This window comes from Stenotrophomonas sp. YJH_SMC_120 (genome assembly GCF_059368675.1).
The window spans coordinates 43814-60957 of the sequence record NZ_JCAFRY010000008.1 but is presented as its reverse complement, the minus strand read 5'-3'; the positions used below and the strand labels follow the sequence as shown (position 1 = coordinate 60957).

General features: G+C 67.8%; 14 protein-coding genes. 8 read left to right on the top strand and 6 right to left on the bottom strand.

Annotated elements, in window-relative coordinates:
• Positions 1-72 precede the first annotated feature (72 nt).
• Together AC5P60_RS11860 and cysK are read right to left on the bottom strand one after the other, a co-directional pair.
• Entirely contained in the window at positions 73-672 is a 600-nt protein-coding gene (locus AC5P60_RS11860) for an O-acetyl-ADP-ribose deacetylase (RefSeq protein ID WP_049406609.1), read from the bottom strand.
• A 266-nt stretch (positions 673-938) separates the two neighbouring features.
• Positions 939-1898: a cysteine synthase A gene (gene cysK / locus AC5P60_RS11855; protein ID WP_005410829.1), complete on the bottom strand. Its 960-nt coding sequence runs from the start codon at positions 1896-1898 to the stop codon at positions 939-941.
• A gap of 207 nt (positions 1899-2105) precedes the next feature.
• Between cysK and AC5P60_RS11850 the strand changes: the two genes are divergently transcribed.
• The 8 genes from AC5P60_RS11850 (at position 2106) to AC5P60_RS11815 (ending at position 13789) form a co-directional block, all read left to right on the top strand.
• Complete coding sequence (locus AC5P60_RS11850; protein WP_483693659.1) at positions 2106-3089, top strand: LysR family transcriptional regulator; 984 nt, start codon at positions 2106-2108, stop codon at positions 3087-3089.
• A gap of 585 nt (positions 3090-3674) precedes the next feature.
• Positions 3675-4106, top strand: a complete 432-nt coding sequence (locus AC5P60_RS11845) for a DUF2946 domain-containing protein (RefSeq protein ID WP_033834416.1) — start codon at positions 3675-3677, stop codon at positions 4104-4106.
• A gap of 73 nt (positions 4107-4179) precedes the next feature.
• Positions 4180-6243, top strand: coding sequence for a TonB-dependent copper receptor (locus AC5P60_RS11840; protein WP_483693658.1), 2064 nt, complete (start codon positions 4180-4182; stop codon positions 6241-6243).
• A gap of 275 nt (positions 6244-6518) precedes the next feature.
• The gene (locus AC5P60_RS11835; RefSeq protein ID WP_033834418.1) at positions 6519-7625 is read left to right on the top strand and encodes an efflux RND transporter periplasmic adaptor subunit; all 1107 of its coding nucleotides are present in this window, start codon (positions 6519-6521) and stop codon (positions 7623-7625) included.
• Positions 7622-10747 (top strand): efflux RND transporter permease subunit, encoded by a 3126-nt coding sequence (locus AC5P60_RS11830; RefSeq protein ID WP_005410824.1) that lies wholly within the window; start codon positions 7622-7624, stop codon positions 10745-10747. Before AC5P60_RS11835 ends, AC5P60_RS11830 begins: the two co-directional genes overlap by 4 nt.
• Positions 10740-11336 (top strand): GNAT family N-acetyltransferase, encoded by a 597-nt coding sequence (locus AC5P60_RS11825; protein WP_483693657.1) that lies wholly within the window; start codon positions 10740-10742, stop codon positions 11334-11336. The genes AC5P60_RS11830 and AC5P60_RS11825 overlap by 8 nt, the downstream gene beginning before the upstream one ends.
• A 106-nt stretch (positions 11337-11442) precedes the next feature.
• Positions 11443-12963 (top strand): alanine/glycine:cation symporter family protein, encoded by a 1521-nt coding sequence (locus AC5P60_RS11820; RefSeq protein ID WP_005414320.1) that lies wholly within the window; start codon positions 11443-11445, stop codon positions 12961-12963.
• Positions 12956-13789 carry a TrmH family RNA methyltransferase gene (locus AC5P60_RS11815; protein WP_483693656.1) on the top strand — a complete coding sequence of 278 codons (834 nt, stop codon included), beginning with the start codon at positions 12956-12958 and terminating at the stop codon, positions 13787-13789. Before AC5P60_RS11820 ends, AC5P60_RS11815 begins: the two co-directional genes overlap by 8 nt.
• Before the next feature lie 161 nt (positions 13790-13950).
• Here AC5P60_RS11815 and AC5P60_RS11810 read toward each other — a convergent pair whose 3' ends face one another.
• From AC5P60_RS11810 to AC5P60_RS11795, 4 genes are all read right to left on the bottom strand, one after another.
• Complete coding sequence (locus AC5P60_RS11810; RefSeq protein WP_033834422.1) at positions 13951-15372, bottom strand: M28 family peptidase; 1422 nt, start codon at positions 15370-15372, stop codon at positions 13951-13953.
• Positions 15373-15596: 224 nt separating this feature from the next.
• Positions 15597-16001: a large-conductance mechanosensitive channel protein MscL gene (gene mscL, locus AC5P60_RS11805; protein ID WP_014038282.1), complete on the bottom strand. Its 405-nt coding sequence runs from the start codon at positions 15999-16001 to the stop codon at positions 15597-15599.
• A 54-nt stretch (positions 16002-16055) separates the two neighbouring features.
• A complete protein-coding gene (locus tag AC5P60_RS11800) occupies positions 16056-16772 on the bottom strand; it encodes a fumarylacetoacetate hydrolase family protein (RefSeq protein ID WP_350259533.1) in 717 nt (238 codons plus the stop codon).
• 75 nt (positions 16773-16847) lie between these two features.
• Positions 16848-17129 (bottom strand): hypothetical protein, encoded by a 282-nt coding sequence (locus tag AC5P60_RS11795; RefSeq protein WP_005410817.1) that lies wholly within the window; start codon positions 17127-17129, stop codon positions 16848-16850.
• Positions 17130-17144 lie beyond the last annotated feature (15 nt).

The following is a 17144-nucleotide window of genomic DNA, read 5'->3' as shown; positions in this document are numbered from 1 at the left end:
GGATGACATCAACGGTGCAACTGAGAAGGCCGGGCAATGCCCGGCCTTTTCCTTTCCGCGCTGCGTTGCGATTCAATGCGCGGCGGCAAAACCCGCGTCACCCAGGGGCGGCAGCATCGACCCGCGCGGTTCGCTGTCGGCGCTTTGCCCGGCGGCACTCAACGCCTGCTGGTAGGCCTTGGCCGTAGCGGTATTGAACGCCACCAGCACGATGCGCATCGGTTGCGCGTGGCTGCGCTGCCAGGCCAGTGTTTCGGTCACTGCGATCTGCGCGGCCTGGTACAGCGGATAGCCGTATACGCCGCAGCTGATGGCTGGGAATGCGATCGACTGCACGCCCAGCGATTCGGCCAGCTGCAGCGACTTCCAGTAGCAGTTGGCGAGCAACGCCGGTTCATCGCGCTGGCCGTCGTGCCAGACCGGGCCCACCGTGTGCAGTACGTAGCGTGCAGGCAAAGCGTAAGCACTGGTGGCGCGCACTTCGCCGGTCGGGCAACGTACGCCCGGGCGCAGCTCCGGCAGCTGCGCGCATTCGGCCAGCAACGCGGGCCCGGCCGCACGATGGATCGCGCCGTCGACACCGCCACCACCGAGCAGCGTTTCATTGGCCGCGTTGACGATCGCATCCACCGCCAGGGTCGTGATGTCGCCCTGCCAAACTTCGATCTTCATGCGTCCGTCTCCTGCCTGTGAGGTGATCCGCGCAGCATCTGCGCCGGCTGTTCCCACGGTAGGGGACAGGGCATCGATACTGCGTCATGACCGTCTCACGCGCTGCGATCCGACGGCCTTCACGCACGATGGCGGGCGACGCCTTCATGCAGGCTGAAGCAGAAGGGGGTCGGAGCCCTTTCCCTGCGGAAAAGGGATCCGCCCCCGGCATGTAACAGGATGGGGTCGGATCCTTCTCCGGGTGGAAGAGGCTCTGACCCCGGGTGTCACGGCAGGCCGGCCAACCAGTCGTCGTCGGAACCCTCATTCACGTCGGCAAACAGCGGCGTGGAGAAGTAGCGTTCACCGGTGTCCGGCAGCATCGCCAGAATCACTGAACCCGGTTCGGCACGTGCGGCCACGTCCAGTGCGCTGGCCACGGTAGCGCCGGCGGAGATGCCGACGAAGATGCCTTCCTCGGCGGCCAGTCGGCGCGCGGTGGCGATCGCGCGGTCATCTTCCACCGTCAGCAGTTCATCCACCACATCACGGTTGAGCACGTCGGGCACGAAGTCCGGGGTCCAGCCCTGGATCTTGTGCGGCTTCCAGTCATCGCCCTTCAGCAGTGCGGCGCCGGCTGGCTCGGTGGCGATGATGCGGGTCTGCGGACGCGCGACCTTCAGCACTTCGCCCACGCCGGTGAGCGTGCCGCCCGTGCCCCAGCCGCTGACGAAGTAGTCCAGCCGCTTGCCGGCGAAGTCGCGCAGGATCTCGGCGGCGGTGGTGTTGCGGTGATACGCCGGATTGGCCGGGTTGGCGAACTGGCTGGCCAGGAACCAGCCGTGCTGCTCGGCCAGTTCGCGCGCCTTGCGCACCATGCCGCTGCCGCGTTCGGCGGCCGGGGTCAGGATCACCTTGGCGCCATAGGCGCGCATCAGCTTGCGGCGCTCCACCGAGAAGGTCTCGACCATGGTCGCCACGAACTTGTAGCCGCGCGCGGCGGCGACCATCGCCAGCGCCACGCCGGTGTTGCCAGAAGTGGCTTCGACGATGGTGTCGCCCGGCTTGAGCAGGCCACGCGCTTCGGCGTCGAGGATGATCGCCAGCGCCAGGCGGTCCTTGACCGAGCCGCCCGGATTGAACGACTCGACCTTGGCGTAGACGCTGACCTGCGGCGGCGCCAGGCGCTGCAGCTTGACGATGGGGGTGTTGCCGACGGTATCGAGGATGGAGTCGTACAGGGCCATGGAAGCGCTCCGGAAACAGGGCCGCGCCGGACGCCGGCGGGCAAAAGGGGAGGGCTGGCTGTTCAGGCCAGCGGCTGCCGGCTGACCGTAGCGCCGGCATATGACGCCCGGAAATGACCAGATACCTTTCTTAAACAACCTTTGGTTATAAGCTGGTGACGGCAATTGACCCTAGAGTGGACCTCCGCCCCACGCCGCCCGCCTCCCATGACGCTGACCCAGCTGCGCTACCTGGTCGCCATCGCCGACGCCGAGCTGAACATCACGCTGGCCGCCTCGCGCGTGCACGCCACCCAGCCCGGCCTGTCCAAGCAGCTCAAGCAGCTGGAAGACGAGCTCGGCTTCCTGTTGTTCGTGCGCAAGGGCCGCAGCCTGGAGTCGGTCACCCCGGCCGGTACCGAGGTGATCGCCCGCGCCCGCGCGGTGCTGGCCGAGGCCAACAACATCCGTACCTACGCGGCCAACCAGCGCCGCGAGAGCCAGGGCCAGCTGATCCTGACCACCACCCACACGCAGGCGCGCTTCGTGCTGCCGCCGGCGGTGGCAGCGATCAAGCAGGCCTATCCCCAGGTGAGCGTGCACCTGCAGCAGGCCGGTGAAACCGACGCGCTGGACCGCTTGAACCAGGGTGACGCGGATATCGCGATCATCAGCACCGCCGGCAGTGAGCCCACCGATGGCATCGCGGTGCCGCTGTTCCGCTGGCGACGCCTGGTGGTGGTACCCAAGGGGCACCCGCTGGACCGCGCCGGCTGCGCACCGGACCTGGCCGCGTTGGCCCGGCAGCCGCTGATCAGCTACGAATCCTCGACCCGCCCGAATTCCTCGTTGCAGCGCGCCTTCGCTGCAAACGGCCTGGCGCCGGACCTGGCGCTGACCGCGCTCGATGCGGACCTGATCAAGACCTATGTGCGTACCGGTCTGGGCGTAGGCCTGCTGGCCGAGATGGCGGTCAGTTCCAGCGACGAAGACCTGCGCTCGTGGCCGGCGCCGGGCCCGATCAGCGAGTGCATTGCCTGGGCGGTGTTGCCGCGCGACCGGGTGCTGCGCGATTACGCGCTGGAGCTGGTGCACGTGCTGGCACCGCAGATTGATCCGCGCGATCTGCGCAGGGTGCTGGATGGCAACCAGGCCGCCGCCTGGCCGGTGCCGCCGACGTGGGAGTCATTGACCCAGACCATCACGGTGTGAGGGGGGGCGAGCAGGGCTTGCAGCCCTGCACCCGCCGAATCAATGGCAACAGCCGAAGCAACAGCTGGCTTCCGTTGGGGGCGGGGCGGTGTGGGCAGGCAGGACACGCCGTAAACCCATCCTTGGGGGCTCGATGGCGCCATCCATGGCGCCAACGGTCCTGCCTGCCCACACCGCCACACCTCTGACAGATCCCGATGGCTGCTGGTAGGTGTCGACCTTGGTCGACACGATAGTTCCACGCCATGCGTGGATGCTTTTCGATTCCAGTTCGAAATATTCGATTCCGATGGAGATTCATCCACGCATGGCGTGGATCTACAGCAGATCGCGGGAATCTGTCGAAGGCGGGGTGGGTCCGGTTGCGGGGGTGTCCGCGGCATGGATGCCGCGGCCAAGGCTACAGGGATGTACTTGCGCCGTCCCCCGCAACCGGACCCACCCCGCCATCCCACGGATTGCCCGCTTTTGACGTTGACGTTGACGTTGATTCAGCGGGTGCAGGGCTGCAAGCCCTGCCGATAAACCCCCTCCTGCGACCGTTCGTCGCACGGGCAACCCTGGACCCGCCTCTACACTAGCGGGGTGCCCCGCCTGTCCCGCCCGCAGCCCCTTCTGCTCCAGCTCGCCATCCTGGCGACGCTGCTGATGGTGCTTGCGCCCCTGGTCAGCCGCGCGCTGCAGGCGCCGCCGATGGACCACACCGCAATGGCGGGCATGGACCACGCCGCCATGGGTCACGACATGCATGACATGGCCATGGCCGGGCACGATCAGCACGGCGCCGCGCCGGCAGCGCCTGACCGCCCGGCCGATCCCCACGCCATGCATGGCGAAGCCTGCGAATACTGCGTACTGGCCATGCGCCTGCTGCCATGGCTGGCGGTGCTGGTGCTGCTGTTGCCGCTGCTGTGGCGGCCGCGCCTGGTGTTCCCGTGGTCGCAACGGGTGCTGCCCGCACCGCACTGGCCCGCACATGCCGCACGTGGGCCACCGCGCGTCTCCATCGTCCGCTGATATCCCCGTGAATCTGCCGCACGACGCGCCTGACCGGGCGCCGTGCGCGCGTGCGTACCTTGGAGCTGTTCCGATGAAAATGACTTCCCGCCCCGCGGGCGCCTGCGCGCGCCTGCCGGTTGCCCTTGGCCTGGCCGTGGCCGCGTCACTGGCCCACGCTGCGCCCGCCGACGAGGCGCGTACCCTCGATACGATGGTGGTCACCGCCGCCGCACCGTCCTCGCCGCTGCACTGGGTGACCGACCCACGCCTGCCGCGGCAGCCGGTGCCGGCCAGTGATGGTGCCGATTACCTGAAAACCGTTCCCGGCTTCTCTGCCATCCGCAATGGCGGCACCAACGGCGACCCGGTGCTGCGCGGCATGTTCGGTTCGCGCCTGAACATCCTCAGCAACGACGGCAACCTGATCGGTGCCTGCCCGTCGCGCATGGACAATCCGCTGTCCTACATCGCGCCGGAAAGCTTCGACCGGTTGACCATCATCAAGGGCCCGCAGAGCGTGCGCTGGGGCGCAGGTGCCTCGGCCGGTACCGTGCGCTTCGAGCGCGACACGCCGCGCTTCGATGAACCCGGCCTGCGTGCCGATGCCAGTGCGCTGGTCGGCTCGCGCAACCGCAATGACCAGGTACTGGACCTGACCCTGGGCAATCCGACCGGCTATGTACGCGCCAGCGGCAACCGCTCCGAGGCCGATGACTACAAGGACGGCCACGGTGACGTGGTGCCGTCGAAGTGGCGCAAGTGGAATGGCGACGTGGCCATCGGCTGGACGCCGGATGCCGACACGCTGCTGGAGATTTCCGCCGGTGCCGGCGATGCCATCGCGCGTTACGCCGGGCGCGGCATGGACGGTGCCGCGTTCGAACGCACCAGCTATGCCGCGCGCTTCGAAAAACGAAATCTGCCCGGTGCGTGGGACACGTTGCAGGCCAACGTGTACTACAACGAAGCCGACCACGTGATGGACAACTACACGCTGCGCACGCCGAATCCCAACAGCATGATGCCGATGCCGATGGCGTCGAACGTGGACCGCCGTACCCAGGGCGGCCGGGTCAGTTCCGAGTGGCACTGGCAGGACGTGCAACTGGTGGCGGGTGTGGACGGCGAAGACAGCCGCCATCGTGGCCGCATGGGCATGGGCCGCGACACCTACCGCCAGGCCGCCTGGGGGACCGATGCCCACTTCCGCCGCTATGGCGTGTTCACCGAGTTGACCCTCGGCGCCGGCACCGATCAGCGTTGGATCAGCGGCCTGCGCATCGACCGCGCCAGCGTCCGAGATGAGCGGCAATCGATCCGCGGAATGATGGGGAACAGGCCCAATCCGACTGCGGGCCAGCGCCGCAAGGACTGGCTCGGCAGCGGCTTCCTGCGCTACGAGCAGGATCTGGCCGACGGCCTGACCTGGTACGCCGGGCTCGGCCACAGTGAACGCATGCCCGACTACTGGGAGCTGTTCTCGCCCAACCATGGCCCGGCCGGCGCAGTGAACGCGTTCACCGGCGTGCAGCCCGAAAGCACCACCCAGCTCGACGTCGGCCTGCAGTACAAGGGACCGCGCGTGCAGGCGTGGGTTTCGGCGTACGCCGGGCAGATCCAGGACTACATCCTGTTCACGTACCACGGCAGCGGCATGATGGGCATGAGCCAGGCCCGCAATGTCGACGCGCGCATCGCCGGTGCCGAGGCGGGGCTGGAGGTAAGCGTGGCCGAGCAGTGGAAACTGGGGGGCACGCTGGCCTATGCCTGGGGCGAGAACCGCGACCAGCAGCGTCCGCTGCCGCAGATGCCGCCGCTGGAAACGCGCCTGAGTGCGAACTGGGAAGGCCAGCGCTGGAGCGCCGGGGCACTGCTGCGTGCGGTGATCCACCAGCATCGTGTCGCAAATGGCCAAGGCAATGTCGTTGCGCAGGACCTGGGGCCGAGTGCCGGTTTCGCCACGTTCGCGCTCAACGCCGCGTACCGTTTCAGTTCGCAGCTGCAGCTCAGCGCGGGCGTCGACAACCTGTTCGACCGCGCCTACAGCGAGCACCTGAACCTGGCCGGCAGTGCCGACTTCGGCTTCCCGGCCGACCCGGTGCGCATCAACGAGCCCGGGCGCAGCTTGTGGATGAAGGTGAACTACCGGTACTGATCCGCCGGGTGCAAAAAAAACCGGGGCCGGATCCCCGCCAGGATCCGTCCCCGCCCGACGCCCTCTGTCGGGCAGCTTCGACTCTACGATGGCAACGCCCGTGGTGCACGGCTGGATACAACCCGACACACGCCGACACCGCCAAGGGCAGCCTTGCACGGAACGGGTTCAAGGCGCTATCACGGCTTCGGTTCCACGATGGTAAACGCTTGGCACATACCGCTTCTGCGGGGCCTTGCCTACACTCGGCGGCCGTGGATCAATCAGGACCCTTCATGTTGGCTCGTATCGCTTCGACCCTGGCCCTTGGCCTCAGCCTGGCCGTGTTGGCCGGGTGCGCAGGCAAACAGGAGGCCGCCGCGCGTCGGCAGGGCGAAGCAGTGCCGGTCACGGCGCAGGTGGTGCAGCCCACGCAGTGGAATGACACCCTGCAGGCGCTGGGCACGGCCAAGGCGCGCGAGTCGATCAGCGTCACCGCCAAGGTCAGCGAAATCGTCGAGAAGGTGCATTTCGAAAGCGGCCAGCACATCGCCGCCGGTGCCCCGATCGTGACGCTGCGCGGGCAGGCCCAGGAAGCGGCGCTGGTGCAGGCGCAGGCCACCTTCCACGAGGCCGACCAGTTGTACAAGCGCCAGCGCGAGCTGGCCTCCCAGCGGTTGGTGTCCAGTGCCACGCTGGATACGCAGAAGTCGATCCGCGATGCCGCCGAGGCGCGCGTGATGCAGATGCAGGCCGACATCGGTGATCGCCGTGTACGCGCACCATTCGCCGGCGTGCTCGGCATCCGCCAGGTCAGCCCGGGCTCGCTGGTGACCCCGACCACGGTCATCGCCACGCTCGACGACATCGAGCACATGCACATCGATTTCCAGGTGCCGGAAGTGGAACTGGCCGCACTGGGCGTCGGTGACAAGGTCAGCGCCACCAGCGTGGCGTGGCCGGGCCGCACCTTCGAGGGCGTGGTCAGTACCATCGACGCACGCATCGACCCGGCGACCCGTGCGGTGACCGTGCGCGGCGATTTCGCCAACAGCGACCACGCGCTGCGCCCGGGCATGCTGCTGGACGTGCGCCTGTTCCGCCCCGAGCGCCCGGCGCTGGTGGTGCCGGAAATCGCCGTGGTGCAGGTGGGCCGCGACACGTTCGTGTACCGCATCAAGAGCGACGACAGCGTCGAACGCGTGGACGTGGTGACCGGTGCGCGCCGCGCCGGCGTGGTTGAGATCAAACAGGGCCTGGAAGCCGGCCAGCGCATCGTGGTCGATGGCACCGGCAAGCTGCGCCCGGGCCTGAAGGTCGCGGCCAAGGATGCGGCCCCGGCCAGCGGTGCCAAACCGGCGGATGCACCGGCGCCGGCCGCGGCCGAGGGCCACGGCGGATGAAGCTGTCCGACATCTCCATCCAGCGGCCAGTGTTCGCCGTGGTGATGAGCCTGTTGCTGCTGGTGCTGGGCGTGATGTCCTTCACCCGCCTGACCCTGCGCGAACTGCCCGCCATCGATCCGCCGATCGTGTCGGTGTCGGTGGACTACACCGGCGCCTCGGCGGCGGTCATCGAAAGCCGCATCACCCAGGTGCTGGAAGATGCGCTGGCCGGCATCGAAGGCATCGATACGATCAATGCGCGCAGCACCAACGGCCGCTCGCAGGTCAGCATCGAGTTCACCTCCAACCGCGATATCGAAGCGGCCGCCAATGACGTGCGCGATGCGGTCAGCCGCGTCGCCGACCGCATGCCCGAAGAAGCGCGTCCGCCGGAGATCGCCAAGGTCGAGAGCGATGCCGACCCGATCATCTGGTTCAACATGGTGTCCTCGACCATGGACACGCTGGAGCTGAGCGACTACGCCGACCGCTACGTGGTCGATCGTTTCTCCAGCCTCGATGGCGTGGCCCAGGTCCGCATCGGTGGCCGCCAGCGCTATGCGATGCGCATCTGGCTGGACCGTGACCAGCTGGCCGCGCGCGGGCTGACCACTGGCGATGTGGAAACCGCACTGCGCAACGAGAACGTGGAACTGCCGGCCGGCCGCATCGAGTCGACCGACCGTGACTTCACCCTGCGCGTGGAGCGCAACTACATCAAGCCGGAAGACTTTGCGACCATCCCGCTGGGCAAGGGCCGCGACGGCTACGTGGTGCGCATGGGCGACGTGGCGAAGATCGAACTGGCTTCGGCCGAGCGTCGCGCGTACTACCGCAGCAACGGCGAGCCGGGCATCGGCCTGGGCATCGTCAAGACCTCCACCGCCAACTCGCTGGACGTGGCGCGTACCGCGCGCGCTGAAGCCGAGCGGGTGGCACTGACCCTGCCCAAGGGCACGCAGATCTTCGTCGCCTTCGACAACACCACCTTCATCGAAGCCGCGGTTGACCGCGTCTATGCCACGCTGGTGGAAGCGATGATCCTGGTGCTGGCGGTGATCTGGCTGTTCCTCGGCAGTTTCCGCGCCGCGTTGATCCCGGCGGTAACGGTGCCGGTCTGCCTGGTCGCGGCGTTCATCGCGCTGTATGCGTTCGATTTCTCGATCAACCTGCTGACCCTGCTGGCCCTGGTGCTGTGCATCGGCCTGGTGGTGGACGATGCGATCGTGGTGGTGGAAAACGTGCAGCGCCGCATCGACCTGGGCGAGCCCCCGCTGGTGGCCTCCAAGCGTGGCACCACGCAGGTCGCCTTCGCGGTGATCGCCACCACCGCGGTGCTGGTGGCGGTGTTCCTGCCGGTCGGTTTCCTGGAAGGCAATACCGGCCGCCTGTTCCGCGAACTGGCGGTGGCGCTGGCGGCAGCGGTTGCGTTGTCCGCGTTCGTGGCGCTGACGCTGACGCCGATGATGGCCTCCAAACTGCTCAAGCCGCACACCGGGCAGGCACCGCGCGGCCTGCATGGCTTCGTCAACCGCAACCTGGAGCGCCTGGCCTCCGGCTATGGCCGCGTGCTCGACCATCACGTGGACCGCACCTGGATCTACCTGCTGGTGATGGTGGCCGCGCTGGCCGCCAGCTGGGGCCTGCTGAAACTGCTGCCGTCGGAGCTGGCGCCGGCCGAAGACCGCGGCTCGTTCCAGATCATGATCGACGGCCCGGAAGGCGCCGGCTACGACTACACCGTGCAGCAGGTACAGCAGGTGGAGGCACTGCTGGCCCCGCACGTGGGCGCCGACAAGCCGATCGTGCGTGCTAACCCGCGCGTGCCCGGCGGCTTCGGTGCCAGCGAGGAAATGCACACCGGCCGCGTCAGCATCTTCCTGCAGCCGTGGCGCCAGCGCAGCGAGGCCACGCCGGACGTGGCCAACGCACTGCAGAAGGAACTGGACACCATCCGCGGCGTGCGCGTGCGTACGCAGGTGGGTGGCGGGCTGGTGCGCAGTGGCGGCCAGCCGTTCCAGATCGTGCTGGGCGGCCCGGAATACGCCGAGATCGCGCAGTGGCGTGACCGCATCCTGCTGCGCATGGCCGACAACCCGGGCCTGGTCGGCCCGGATTCGGACTACAAGGAAACCCGGCCGCAGATGCGGGTAAACATCGACCGCCAGCGTGCGGCGGATCTCGGCGTGCCGGTCACCGCGATCGGTTCGGCACTGGAAACCATGATGGGCTCGCGCCGCGTCACCACCTTCGTCGACAACGGCGAGGAGTACGACGTGCTGGTCCAGGCCGGTCGCGATGGCCGTGCCAGCCCGGCCGACCTGGCTGCGATCCGCGTGCGCGCCACCTCCGGCGAACTGGTGCCGCTGTCCAACCTGGTCACGCTCAGTGAAGTGGCCGAGGCGGGCACGCTGAACCGCTTCAACCGCCTGCGCTCGATCACCATCACCGCCGGCCTGGCACCGGGCTATCCGCTGGGCGAGGCCATCGCCTGGGCGCAGAACGTGGCCCGCGAGGAACTGCCGCAGTACGCGCAGGTGAACTGGAAGGGCGAATCGCGCGAGTACCAGAGTGCGGGTGGCGCGGTGCTGCTGACCTTCGCCATGGCCCTGCTGGTGGTTTACCTGGTGCTGGCCGCGCAGTTCGAGAGCTTCATCCACCCGCTCACCATCATGCTGACCGTGCCGCTGGGCGTGCTCGGTGCCTTGGTCGGGTTGTGGGTGAGCGGCGGCACGGTGAACCTGTTCAGCCAGATCGGCATCGTCATGCTGGTCGGCCTGGCAGCGAAGAACGGCATCCTCATCGTCGAATTCGCCAACCAGCTGCGCGACGACGGAAGAACCGTGCGCGAGGCGATCATCGAATCGGCGATGGTGCGCCTGCGCCCGATCCTGATGACCTCGATCGCCACCGTGGTCGGCGCGATTCCGCTGGTGGTGGCCGGTGGCCCCGGCTCGGCCAGCCGTGGCACGATCGGCATCGTGATCATCTTCGGCGTGACTCTTTCGACGTTCCTGTCGCTGTTCGTGGTGCCGGCGTTCTACGCGCGGCTGGCCCCGTACACCCGCTCGCCGGAAGCGGTGAAGCGCGAGCTGGAGAAGCAGGAAGCCGAATCGCCCTCGGTGGGCGGGCATGCCTGACCGGCCTGCCGACGGGGTCGGTCCAGGGGTCAGAGCCCTTTCCGGAACGGAAAGGGCTCTGACCCCGCCACTACAGGGAGAAGGTTTCCGCCTGCGCCCCTGGCGCCCGGAAGACCTGGAATCGCTGCTGCGCCATGCCAACGACGCCGAGGTATCGCGCGGCCTGCGTGATCGCTTCCCGTACCCGTACACGCGCGAGGATGGCGAGGCCTTCCTCGCCGGCCGCGTGCTGGCCCCTGGCACGCTGAACCTGGCCATCGAGATCGACGGCCAGGCCTGCGGCAGCGTCGGCGCCCAGCAGGGCGTGGCCGAGCGTGGGCACACCGCCGAACTGGGTTACTGGCTCGGCCAGGCCTACTGGGGGCAGGGCGTGATGACCCGCGTGGTTGGCCTGTTCGCACCGTGGGTGATGAACGAACTGCGCCTGTTCAGGCTGCAGGCCACCGTGGTCGACTTCAACCTCGGCTCGGCCCGGGTGCTGGAGAAGAACGGCTTCCAGGAAGAGGGCGTGGAGCGCTGTGCGGTCTACAAGCGCGGCGTCCTGCACGACCTGCGCCGCTTCGCCCGGGTACGCATCCAGCTGCCGTGACCCCATCCTCTTGGCGCTACCGCAGCGGCCTTCGATCAGGGAGAATCGACCGGTCCCTTCCAGCCGACGGGACGTCCTTACAACCCGCCGACTGGAGAGAGCGCGCGTGGAAGCAACCGTACATTTCATCAACAGCATCATCTGGAGCAAGGCACTGATCTTCGTGTGCCTGGGCGCCGGCCTGTTCTTCAGCCTGCGCACGCGCTTCATGCAGATCCGCGGCTTCCTCGAGATGTGCCGCCTCACCGTCAAGGGTGAGAAATCCGACGCCGGCGTGTCCTCGTTCCAGGCCCTGGCCATGTCGATGGCCGGCCGCATGGGTATCGGCAACATCGCCGGCGTGGCCACCGCCATCGCCTTCGGCGGCCCCGGTGCGATCTTCTGGATGTGGGTGATGGGCTTCCTCGGCGCGTCCACCTCGTACGTGGAATGCACCCTGGCGCAGATCTACAAGACCAAGGACGCCGAAGGCCGCTACCGCGGTGGCCCGGCCTACTACATCGAAAAGGCCATGGGCCTGAAGTGGTACGCGCTGGCCTTCGCCATCGCCACGATCATCGCCGCCGGCTTCCTGATGCCGGGCGTGCAGGCCAACGCGATCGCCGACAGCATCATCAACGCCTGCCGTGGCACCGCCCTGTGCGGTCCGCTCGATGGCCAGGCCTTCGGCATGGAATCGGTGCAGGCGTTGAAGCTGGGCATCGGCATCGTGGTCGCGCTGCTGCTGGGCGTGGTGATCTTCGGTGGCGTCAAGCGCATCGCCAACTTCGCCGAAGTGGTGGTGCCGTTCATGGCCGCCGGCTTCATCCTGATGGCCATCGTCATCATGATCATCAACTACGACCGCGTGCCGGAGATGTTCAACATCATCTTCAGCAGCGCCTTCGGCACCCACGCCGCGTTCGGCGCGATGATGGGCCTGGCAGTTGAGTGGGGCATCAAGCGCGGCATCTACGCCAACGAAGCCGGCCAGGGTTCGGGCCCGCATGCAGCGGCCGCCTCGGAAGTCTCGCACCCGGCCAAGCAGGGCTACGTGCAGGCCTTCGCCATCTACTTCGACACGATGATGGTGTGCACCGCTACCGCCTTCCTGATCCTGGCCAGCGGCACCTACAACGTGTACTCGCCGGCAGGTGCTGGCGCCCCGCCGATCTTCCAGGGCCTGGCCGGCATTCCCGAAGGCGCCGGTTACGCCCAGGCCGGCGTGGAAGCCGTGCTGCCGGGCTGGGGTTCGGCGTTCGTGTCCATCGCCATCTTCTTCTTCGCCTTCACCACCATCATGGCGTACTACTACATGGCCGAGACCAACCTCAGCTATGTGAACCACAACAGGAAGCGCCCGCTGACCGTGCTGGTGCTGCGCCTGGGCATCATCGGCATGGTGGTGTTCGGCGCGTTCCATAATGCGACCCTGGCCTGGGCGCTGGGTGACATCGGCGTCGGCCTGATGGCCTGGCTGAACATCATTGCCATCCTCATCATCCAGAAGCCGGCCATGCTCGCCCTGCGTGATTACGAACGACAGAAGAAGCTCGGCCTCGATCCAATCTTCGACCCCGATGCCCTGGGCATCAAAAACGCCGATTTCTGGCGTCAACGCAAGCTGGAGTTGTCCCGTAGTGAATGATCCCTGGAAGAATGCCCGCCGCCCGTCGTCGCGACCGCCGCGGGCCACCCCGCTGCCACCGCGTGAGGGCGGCACCCCGCCGCCGCCGGGGCGCGGCAACGACGAACTGCGCCTGTATGGCTGGAACGCCGTACAGGCGCTGTTCGCCAAGCGCCCGCAGGCGCTGCGCAAGCTGTACCTGGTGGACGCGCTGATTCCGCGCATGCAGCCGGTGCTGAAGTGGTGCGTGGCCAACCGCGTGGGCTATCGCGTGGTGGAGGAAGGCGATCTCAACAAGCTGGCTGCCACGACCCATCACGAAGGCCTGGTGGCCGACGTGCTGCGTGCGCCGGTCGTGCCGCTGGCGCAGTGGCTGGCCGATCTGGAGCAGGGCCCGGTGCTGGCGTTGTGGCTGGATGGTGTCGGCAACCCGCACAACTTCGGCGCGATCCTGCGCTCGGCCGCGCATTTCGGCGTCAAGGCGCTGCTGCTGCCGGCCGGCAGCACGCTGGCGCTGTCCGGTGCTGCCGCACGCGTGGCCGAAGGCGGGGCGGAGTCGGTTCCGCTGGTGCAGCTGCCGGAGACTGCTCAGGCGATGGCGCAGCTGCGCAGTGCCGGTTTCGGGCTGGCGGCGACCCTCGTTGAGGGTGGCGACGACGTGTTCCGTGCGTCGCTGCCGGAGCGGCTGGTGTACGTGATGGGCGCCGAAGGCGAGGGCATGGACCGCAATCTGGCGGGACAGTGCGACCTGCAGGTCTCGATTCCCGGCAGTGGCGCGGTGGAGAGCCTGAACGTGGCCTCGGCCACGGCGGTGCTGCTGGCGCAGTGGGCCAGTCGACGCGGGTGATCCCGTATCCGGGCCCGCATGATCGGGGTCGGATCCCTCGCCGCAGGCGAGGGCTCTGACCCTGCCGGGTTCCTGATTCAGGACCCGCCTTGGTGGGTGCGAACCTTGGTTCGCACCGCTCCTGCCGCTGCGCTCGCCGGGCATGGCCCGGCACTACCGCATCACTCGTTCGGAGGCGTGGTCGCCTTGGCTTCGCTGCCGAAACTACCATCGGCTTCCGCCGCCAGGTACGCGAACACCGTATACGCGGCCACGTTCTGCGCCAGTGCCTTCGGGTCGATCTTGTCCAGCGTGTCGTCGGCGGTGTGGTGCAGGTGGAAGTAGTCCGAGCCGTCCTGCGCCAGCCACGCCCACGCACCGCCCTTGGCGGCCAGCGGGCCGACGTCCGGGCCCGGGCCACCCTTGTCGGCCTGGTACTCGATGCCCAGCGGCTTCATTACTTCGGCAATCTGCTTCGTCGCTTCACGTGAGCCTTCCGGATTCGGCGAACCGGTATTGAAGGCATAGATGCGGCCGGCACCGAAGTCGCTCTCGGCGGCCAGCTGGTGCAGGGCCACGTCCTTGGCGTGTGCTTCGGCGTAGGCCTTGCCGCCGTACAGGCCCTGCTCCTCGTTGGCGAAGGCGATCACGCGGATGGTGCGCTTCGGTGCCTGCTTCAGCTGGCCGATCAGGTGGCCTGCAGCCATGGTGATGCCCACGCCTGCGCCGTCATCGACAGCGCCGGTGCCCAGGTCCCACGAATCCAGGTGACCGCCGATCACCACCACTTCCTTCGGCAGGCTGCGGCCGGTGATCTCGCCGATCACGTTGTACGAAGTGGCCGTGCCATCCCAACCGCAGTCCAGCGCCACCTTCACCGTGGTGCTGCCACGGGCCAGCAGGCGCGCCAGCTGGTCGGCATCGGGCACCGACAGTGCCGCCGACGGCACCGGGGTCAGGCCGTCATCGAAACGGGTGATGCCGGTGTGCGGCACGCGGTGGGAGTCGGTACCGGCCGAGCGCATCAGGAAGCCCACCGCGCCCTTGCGGATCGCTTCTGACGGTCCCTTGCTGCGGATTGCACCGCCGCGGCCGTAGTCGCGGCCATCGCGGAACGGCAGCATCTGGTAATCGACGAAGGCGATCTTGCCCTTCAGCGAACCGGCCGGTGCCGCCTGCAGGGCGGCCAGATCGGCGAAGCGCACCACCTCCGCTTCCACCGTGCCGCCCGGGCTGCCGCCCAGCGCAGTGATCTGCAGCGGCTGCTGGTTCCTGCCGGTCACGGCAGCGTGTTCACTGCGGCGCTCCCATTTCGGGAAGGTCACCGGTTCCTTCCACACCTTGTCGAAGCCCAGTGCCTTGAACTTGGCTTCGGCCCAGGCCACGGCGCGGGCGTCGGCCTCGCTGCCGGCGATGCGCGGGCCGATTTCGGTGGTGAGCGATTCGACCACCTTCCAGCCGGTGTCATCGGCCAGCGCCTGGTCACGCAGCTGTGCGGCGGTGGCCAGCGACGCCGGGGGCAGGGTGGTGGTATGCGGCGCCGCGAAGGCCGGGGCGGCCAGCAGGGCGAGGGAGGATGCGATGGCAAGGACGCGGCGACGCATGGACAGCTCCGGGAAGGGACCAAGCCTTGGAGCTTAACAGTCGTTCAGCCCGGCGCATGGGCGGGAGGTCATGGCTGGCGCGAACGCTGTTTTCCGCCATGTCCGGCAAAGCGAAAGCCCCGCCGGAGCGGGGCTTTCGCGCAGTCGCGGTAGTGCCGGCCGCTGGCCGGCTTCCGCATGTTCCGATATTGCCGGCCAGCGGCCGACACTACCGTTCTGCGGCCTTATTTCTTCAGGCTGTCGCGGATCTCGCGCAGCAGCACCACTTCCTCGGCCGGTGCGGCCGGTGCAGCCTCCTGCTTGCGCGAGAGGCGGTTGATCGCCTTGACCACGATGAAGATGGCGAAGGCCACGATCACGAACTGGATGATGGTATTGATGAAGTCGCCGTAGCCAACCACCACGGCCGGAATCTCCTTGCCATCCGGACCCAGGTGGGCCGGCGACAGGGTCCAGGCCAGGCTGGAGAAGTCCACGCGGCCGATCAGGTAGCCCAGCGGCGGCATGATGATCTTCTCGACCAGCGCCGTCACGATCTTGCCGAAGGCCGCGCCGATCACCACGCCGACGGCGAGGTCGATGACGTTGCCGCGCATCGCGAATTCCTTGAACTCGGTGAGCATTCCCATTGTTGTTTTTCTCCGGTGGGGAAGTGGACAGCGCGCAGGGTAGCGCAGGTAATGTCAGCCGGCGATCACGCCGTGGCGCTCGGCCACGTTTTCCAGGCGCGCGCTGAAGCGGTCGCCGGGCTTCAGTGCAGCCACGCCTGACGGGGTGCCCATGAACACCAGGTCGCCGGCACGCAGCTGCCACAGCTTGGACAGCTCGTGCAGGATCTCCGGCACGTTCCAGATCATCTGGTCCAGCAGCGCTTGCTGGCGCACCTCGCCGTTGACCTCCAATGACAGATTCAACGCGGCCAGATCGCCCACTTCGGCGGCATGCACGATCTCGCTGATCGGCGCGGAGGCGTCGAAGCCCTTTGCGGCATCCCACGGGTGGCCCTTGTCCTTGGCCGCAGCCTGCAGGTCGCGGCGGGTCAGGTCCAGGCCGACGGCGTAGCCGTAGACCAGTGCTTCGGCATCGGCCACGGCCAGTTCGCCTGCGGGCGCATCACGGCCGATCGCCACCACCAGCTCCACTTCGTGGTGCAGGTTGGCGGTCGCCGGCGGGTAGGGGATGGCGTCGTCATGGCCGACCACGATCGCATCGGCCGGCTTGCTGAAGAACATCGGGCGGCCACGGTCATCGGCCGCCGGCACCGCCGCGCCCATTTCGCGGGCGTGGTCGGCGAAGTTGCGGCCGACGCAGTAGATGCGGTGCACGGGGAAACTGCCACCGCCCACCACCGGTACACGCGGCAGGGCTACGGCAGGGATCACATCGGAGACATCGGACATGCGGGCATCCAGGAAGGGCGTGCCCGCAGTCTAGAACGCATGGCGCCCGCCGTCAGCGGGCGCGGAAGACCCGCATCAGCGCGAGGCCGGCAGCACCGGCTTGCGCACCACGCGGTACTCGCCTTCGACCACGGTCGGATCGACCGGACGGGCAACGCCCGGCTTGCGCGAGGCCAGCAGCTTCCACGCCAGGCCGACCAGGATCATCGCTGCACCGACGAACACGCCGATGAACACCATCGCGGCCAGGATCGCCAGGCCAAGCAGGCCCACGGCAACGCGCACCAGCGGATGGCGCGGCTTGCGCGGCGCGAACAGGGTGCGGAACTGGTTGAAGGCGGATGCGCGATTGAACATGGCGGCTCGATAGGC

What these genes read in the sequence shown, in the direction of transcription:
- AC5P60_RS11860 (WP_049406609.1), bottom strand. Translation starts at nt 672, where the DNA reads ATGAAGATCGAAGTTTGGCAGGGCGACATCACGACCCTGGCGGTGGAT.
- cysK (WP_005410829.1), bottom strand. Translation starts at nt 1,898, where the DNA reads ATGGCCCTGTACGACTCCATCCTCGATACCGTCGGCAACACCCCCATC.
- AC5P60_RS11850 (WP_483693659.1), top strand. Translation starts at nt 2,106, where the DNA reads ATGACGCTGACCCAGCTGCGCTACCTGGTCGCCATCGCCGACGCCGAG.
- AC5P60_RS11840 (WP_483693658.1), top strand. Translation starts at nt 4,180, where the DNA reads ATGAAAATGACTTCCCGCCCCGCGGGCGCCTGCGCGCGCCTGCCGGTT.
- AC5P60_RS11835 (WP_033834418.1), top strand. Translation starts at nt 6,519, where the DNA reads ATGTTGGCTCGTATCGCTTCGACCCTGGCCCTTGGCCTCAGCCTGGCC.
- AC5P60_RS11830 (WP_005410824.1), top strand. Translation starts at nt 7,622, where the DNA reads ATGAAGCTGTCCGACATCTCCATCCAGCGGCCAGTGTTCGCCGTGGTG.
- AC5P60_RS11825 (WP_483693657.1), top strand. Translation starts at nt 10,740, where the DNA reads ATGCCTGACCGGCCTGCCGACGGGGTCGGTCCAGGGGTCAGAGCCCTT.
- AC5P60_RS11810 (WP_033834422.1), bottom strand. Translation starts at nt 15,372, where the DNA reads ATGCGTCGCCGCGTCCTTGCCATCGCATCCTCCCTCGCCCTGCTGGCC.
- mscL (WP_014038282.1), bottom strand. Translation starts at nt 16,001, where the DNA reads ATGGGAATGCTCACCGAGTTCAAGGAATTCGCGATGCGCGGCAACGTC.
- AC5P60_RS11800 (WP_350259533.1), bottom strand. Translation starts at nt 16,772, where the DNA reads ATGTCCGATGTCTCCGATGTGATCCCTGCCGTAGCCCTGCCGCGTGTA.
- AC5P60_RS11795 (WP_005410817.1), bottom strand. Translation starts at nt 17,129, where the DNA reads ATGTTCAATCGCGCATCCGCCTTCAACCAGTTCCGCACCCTGTTCGCG.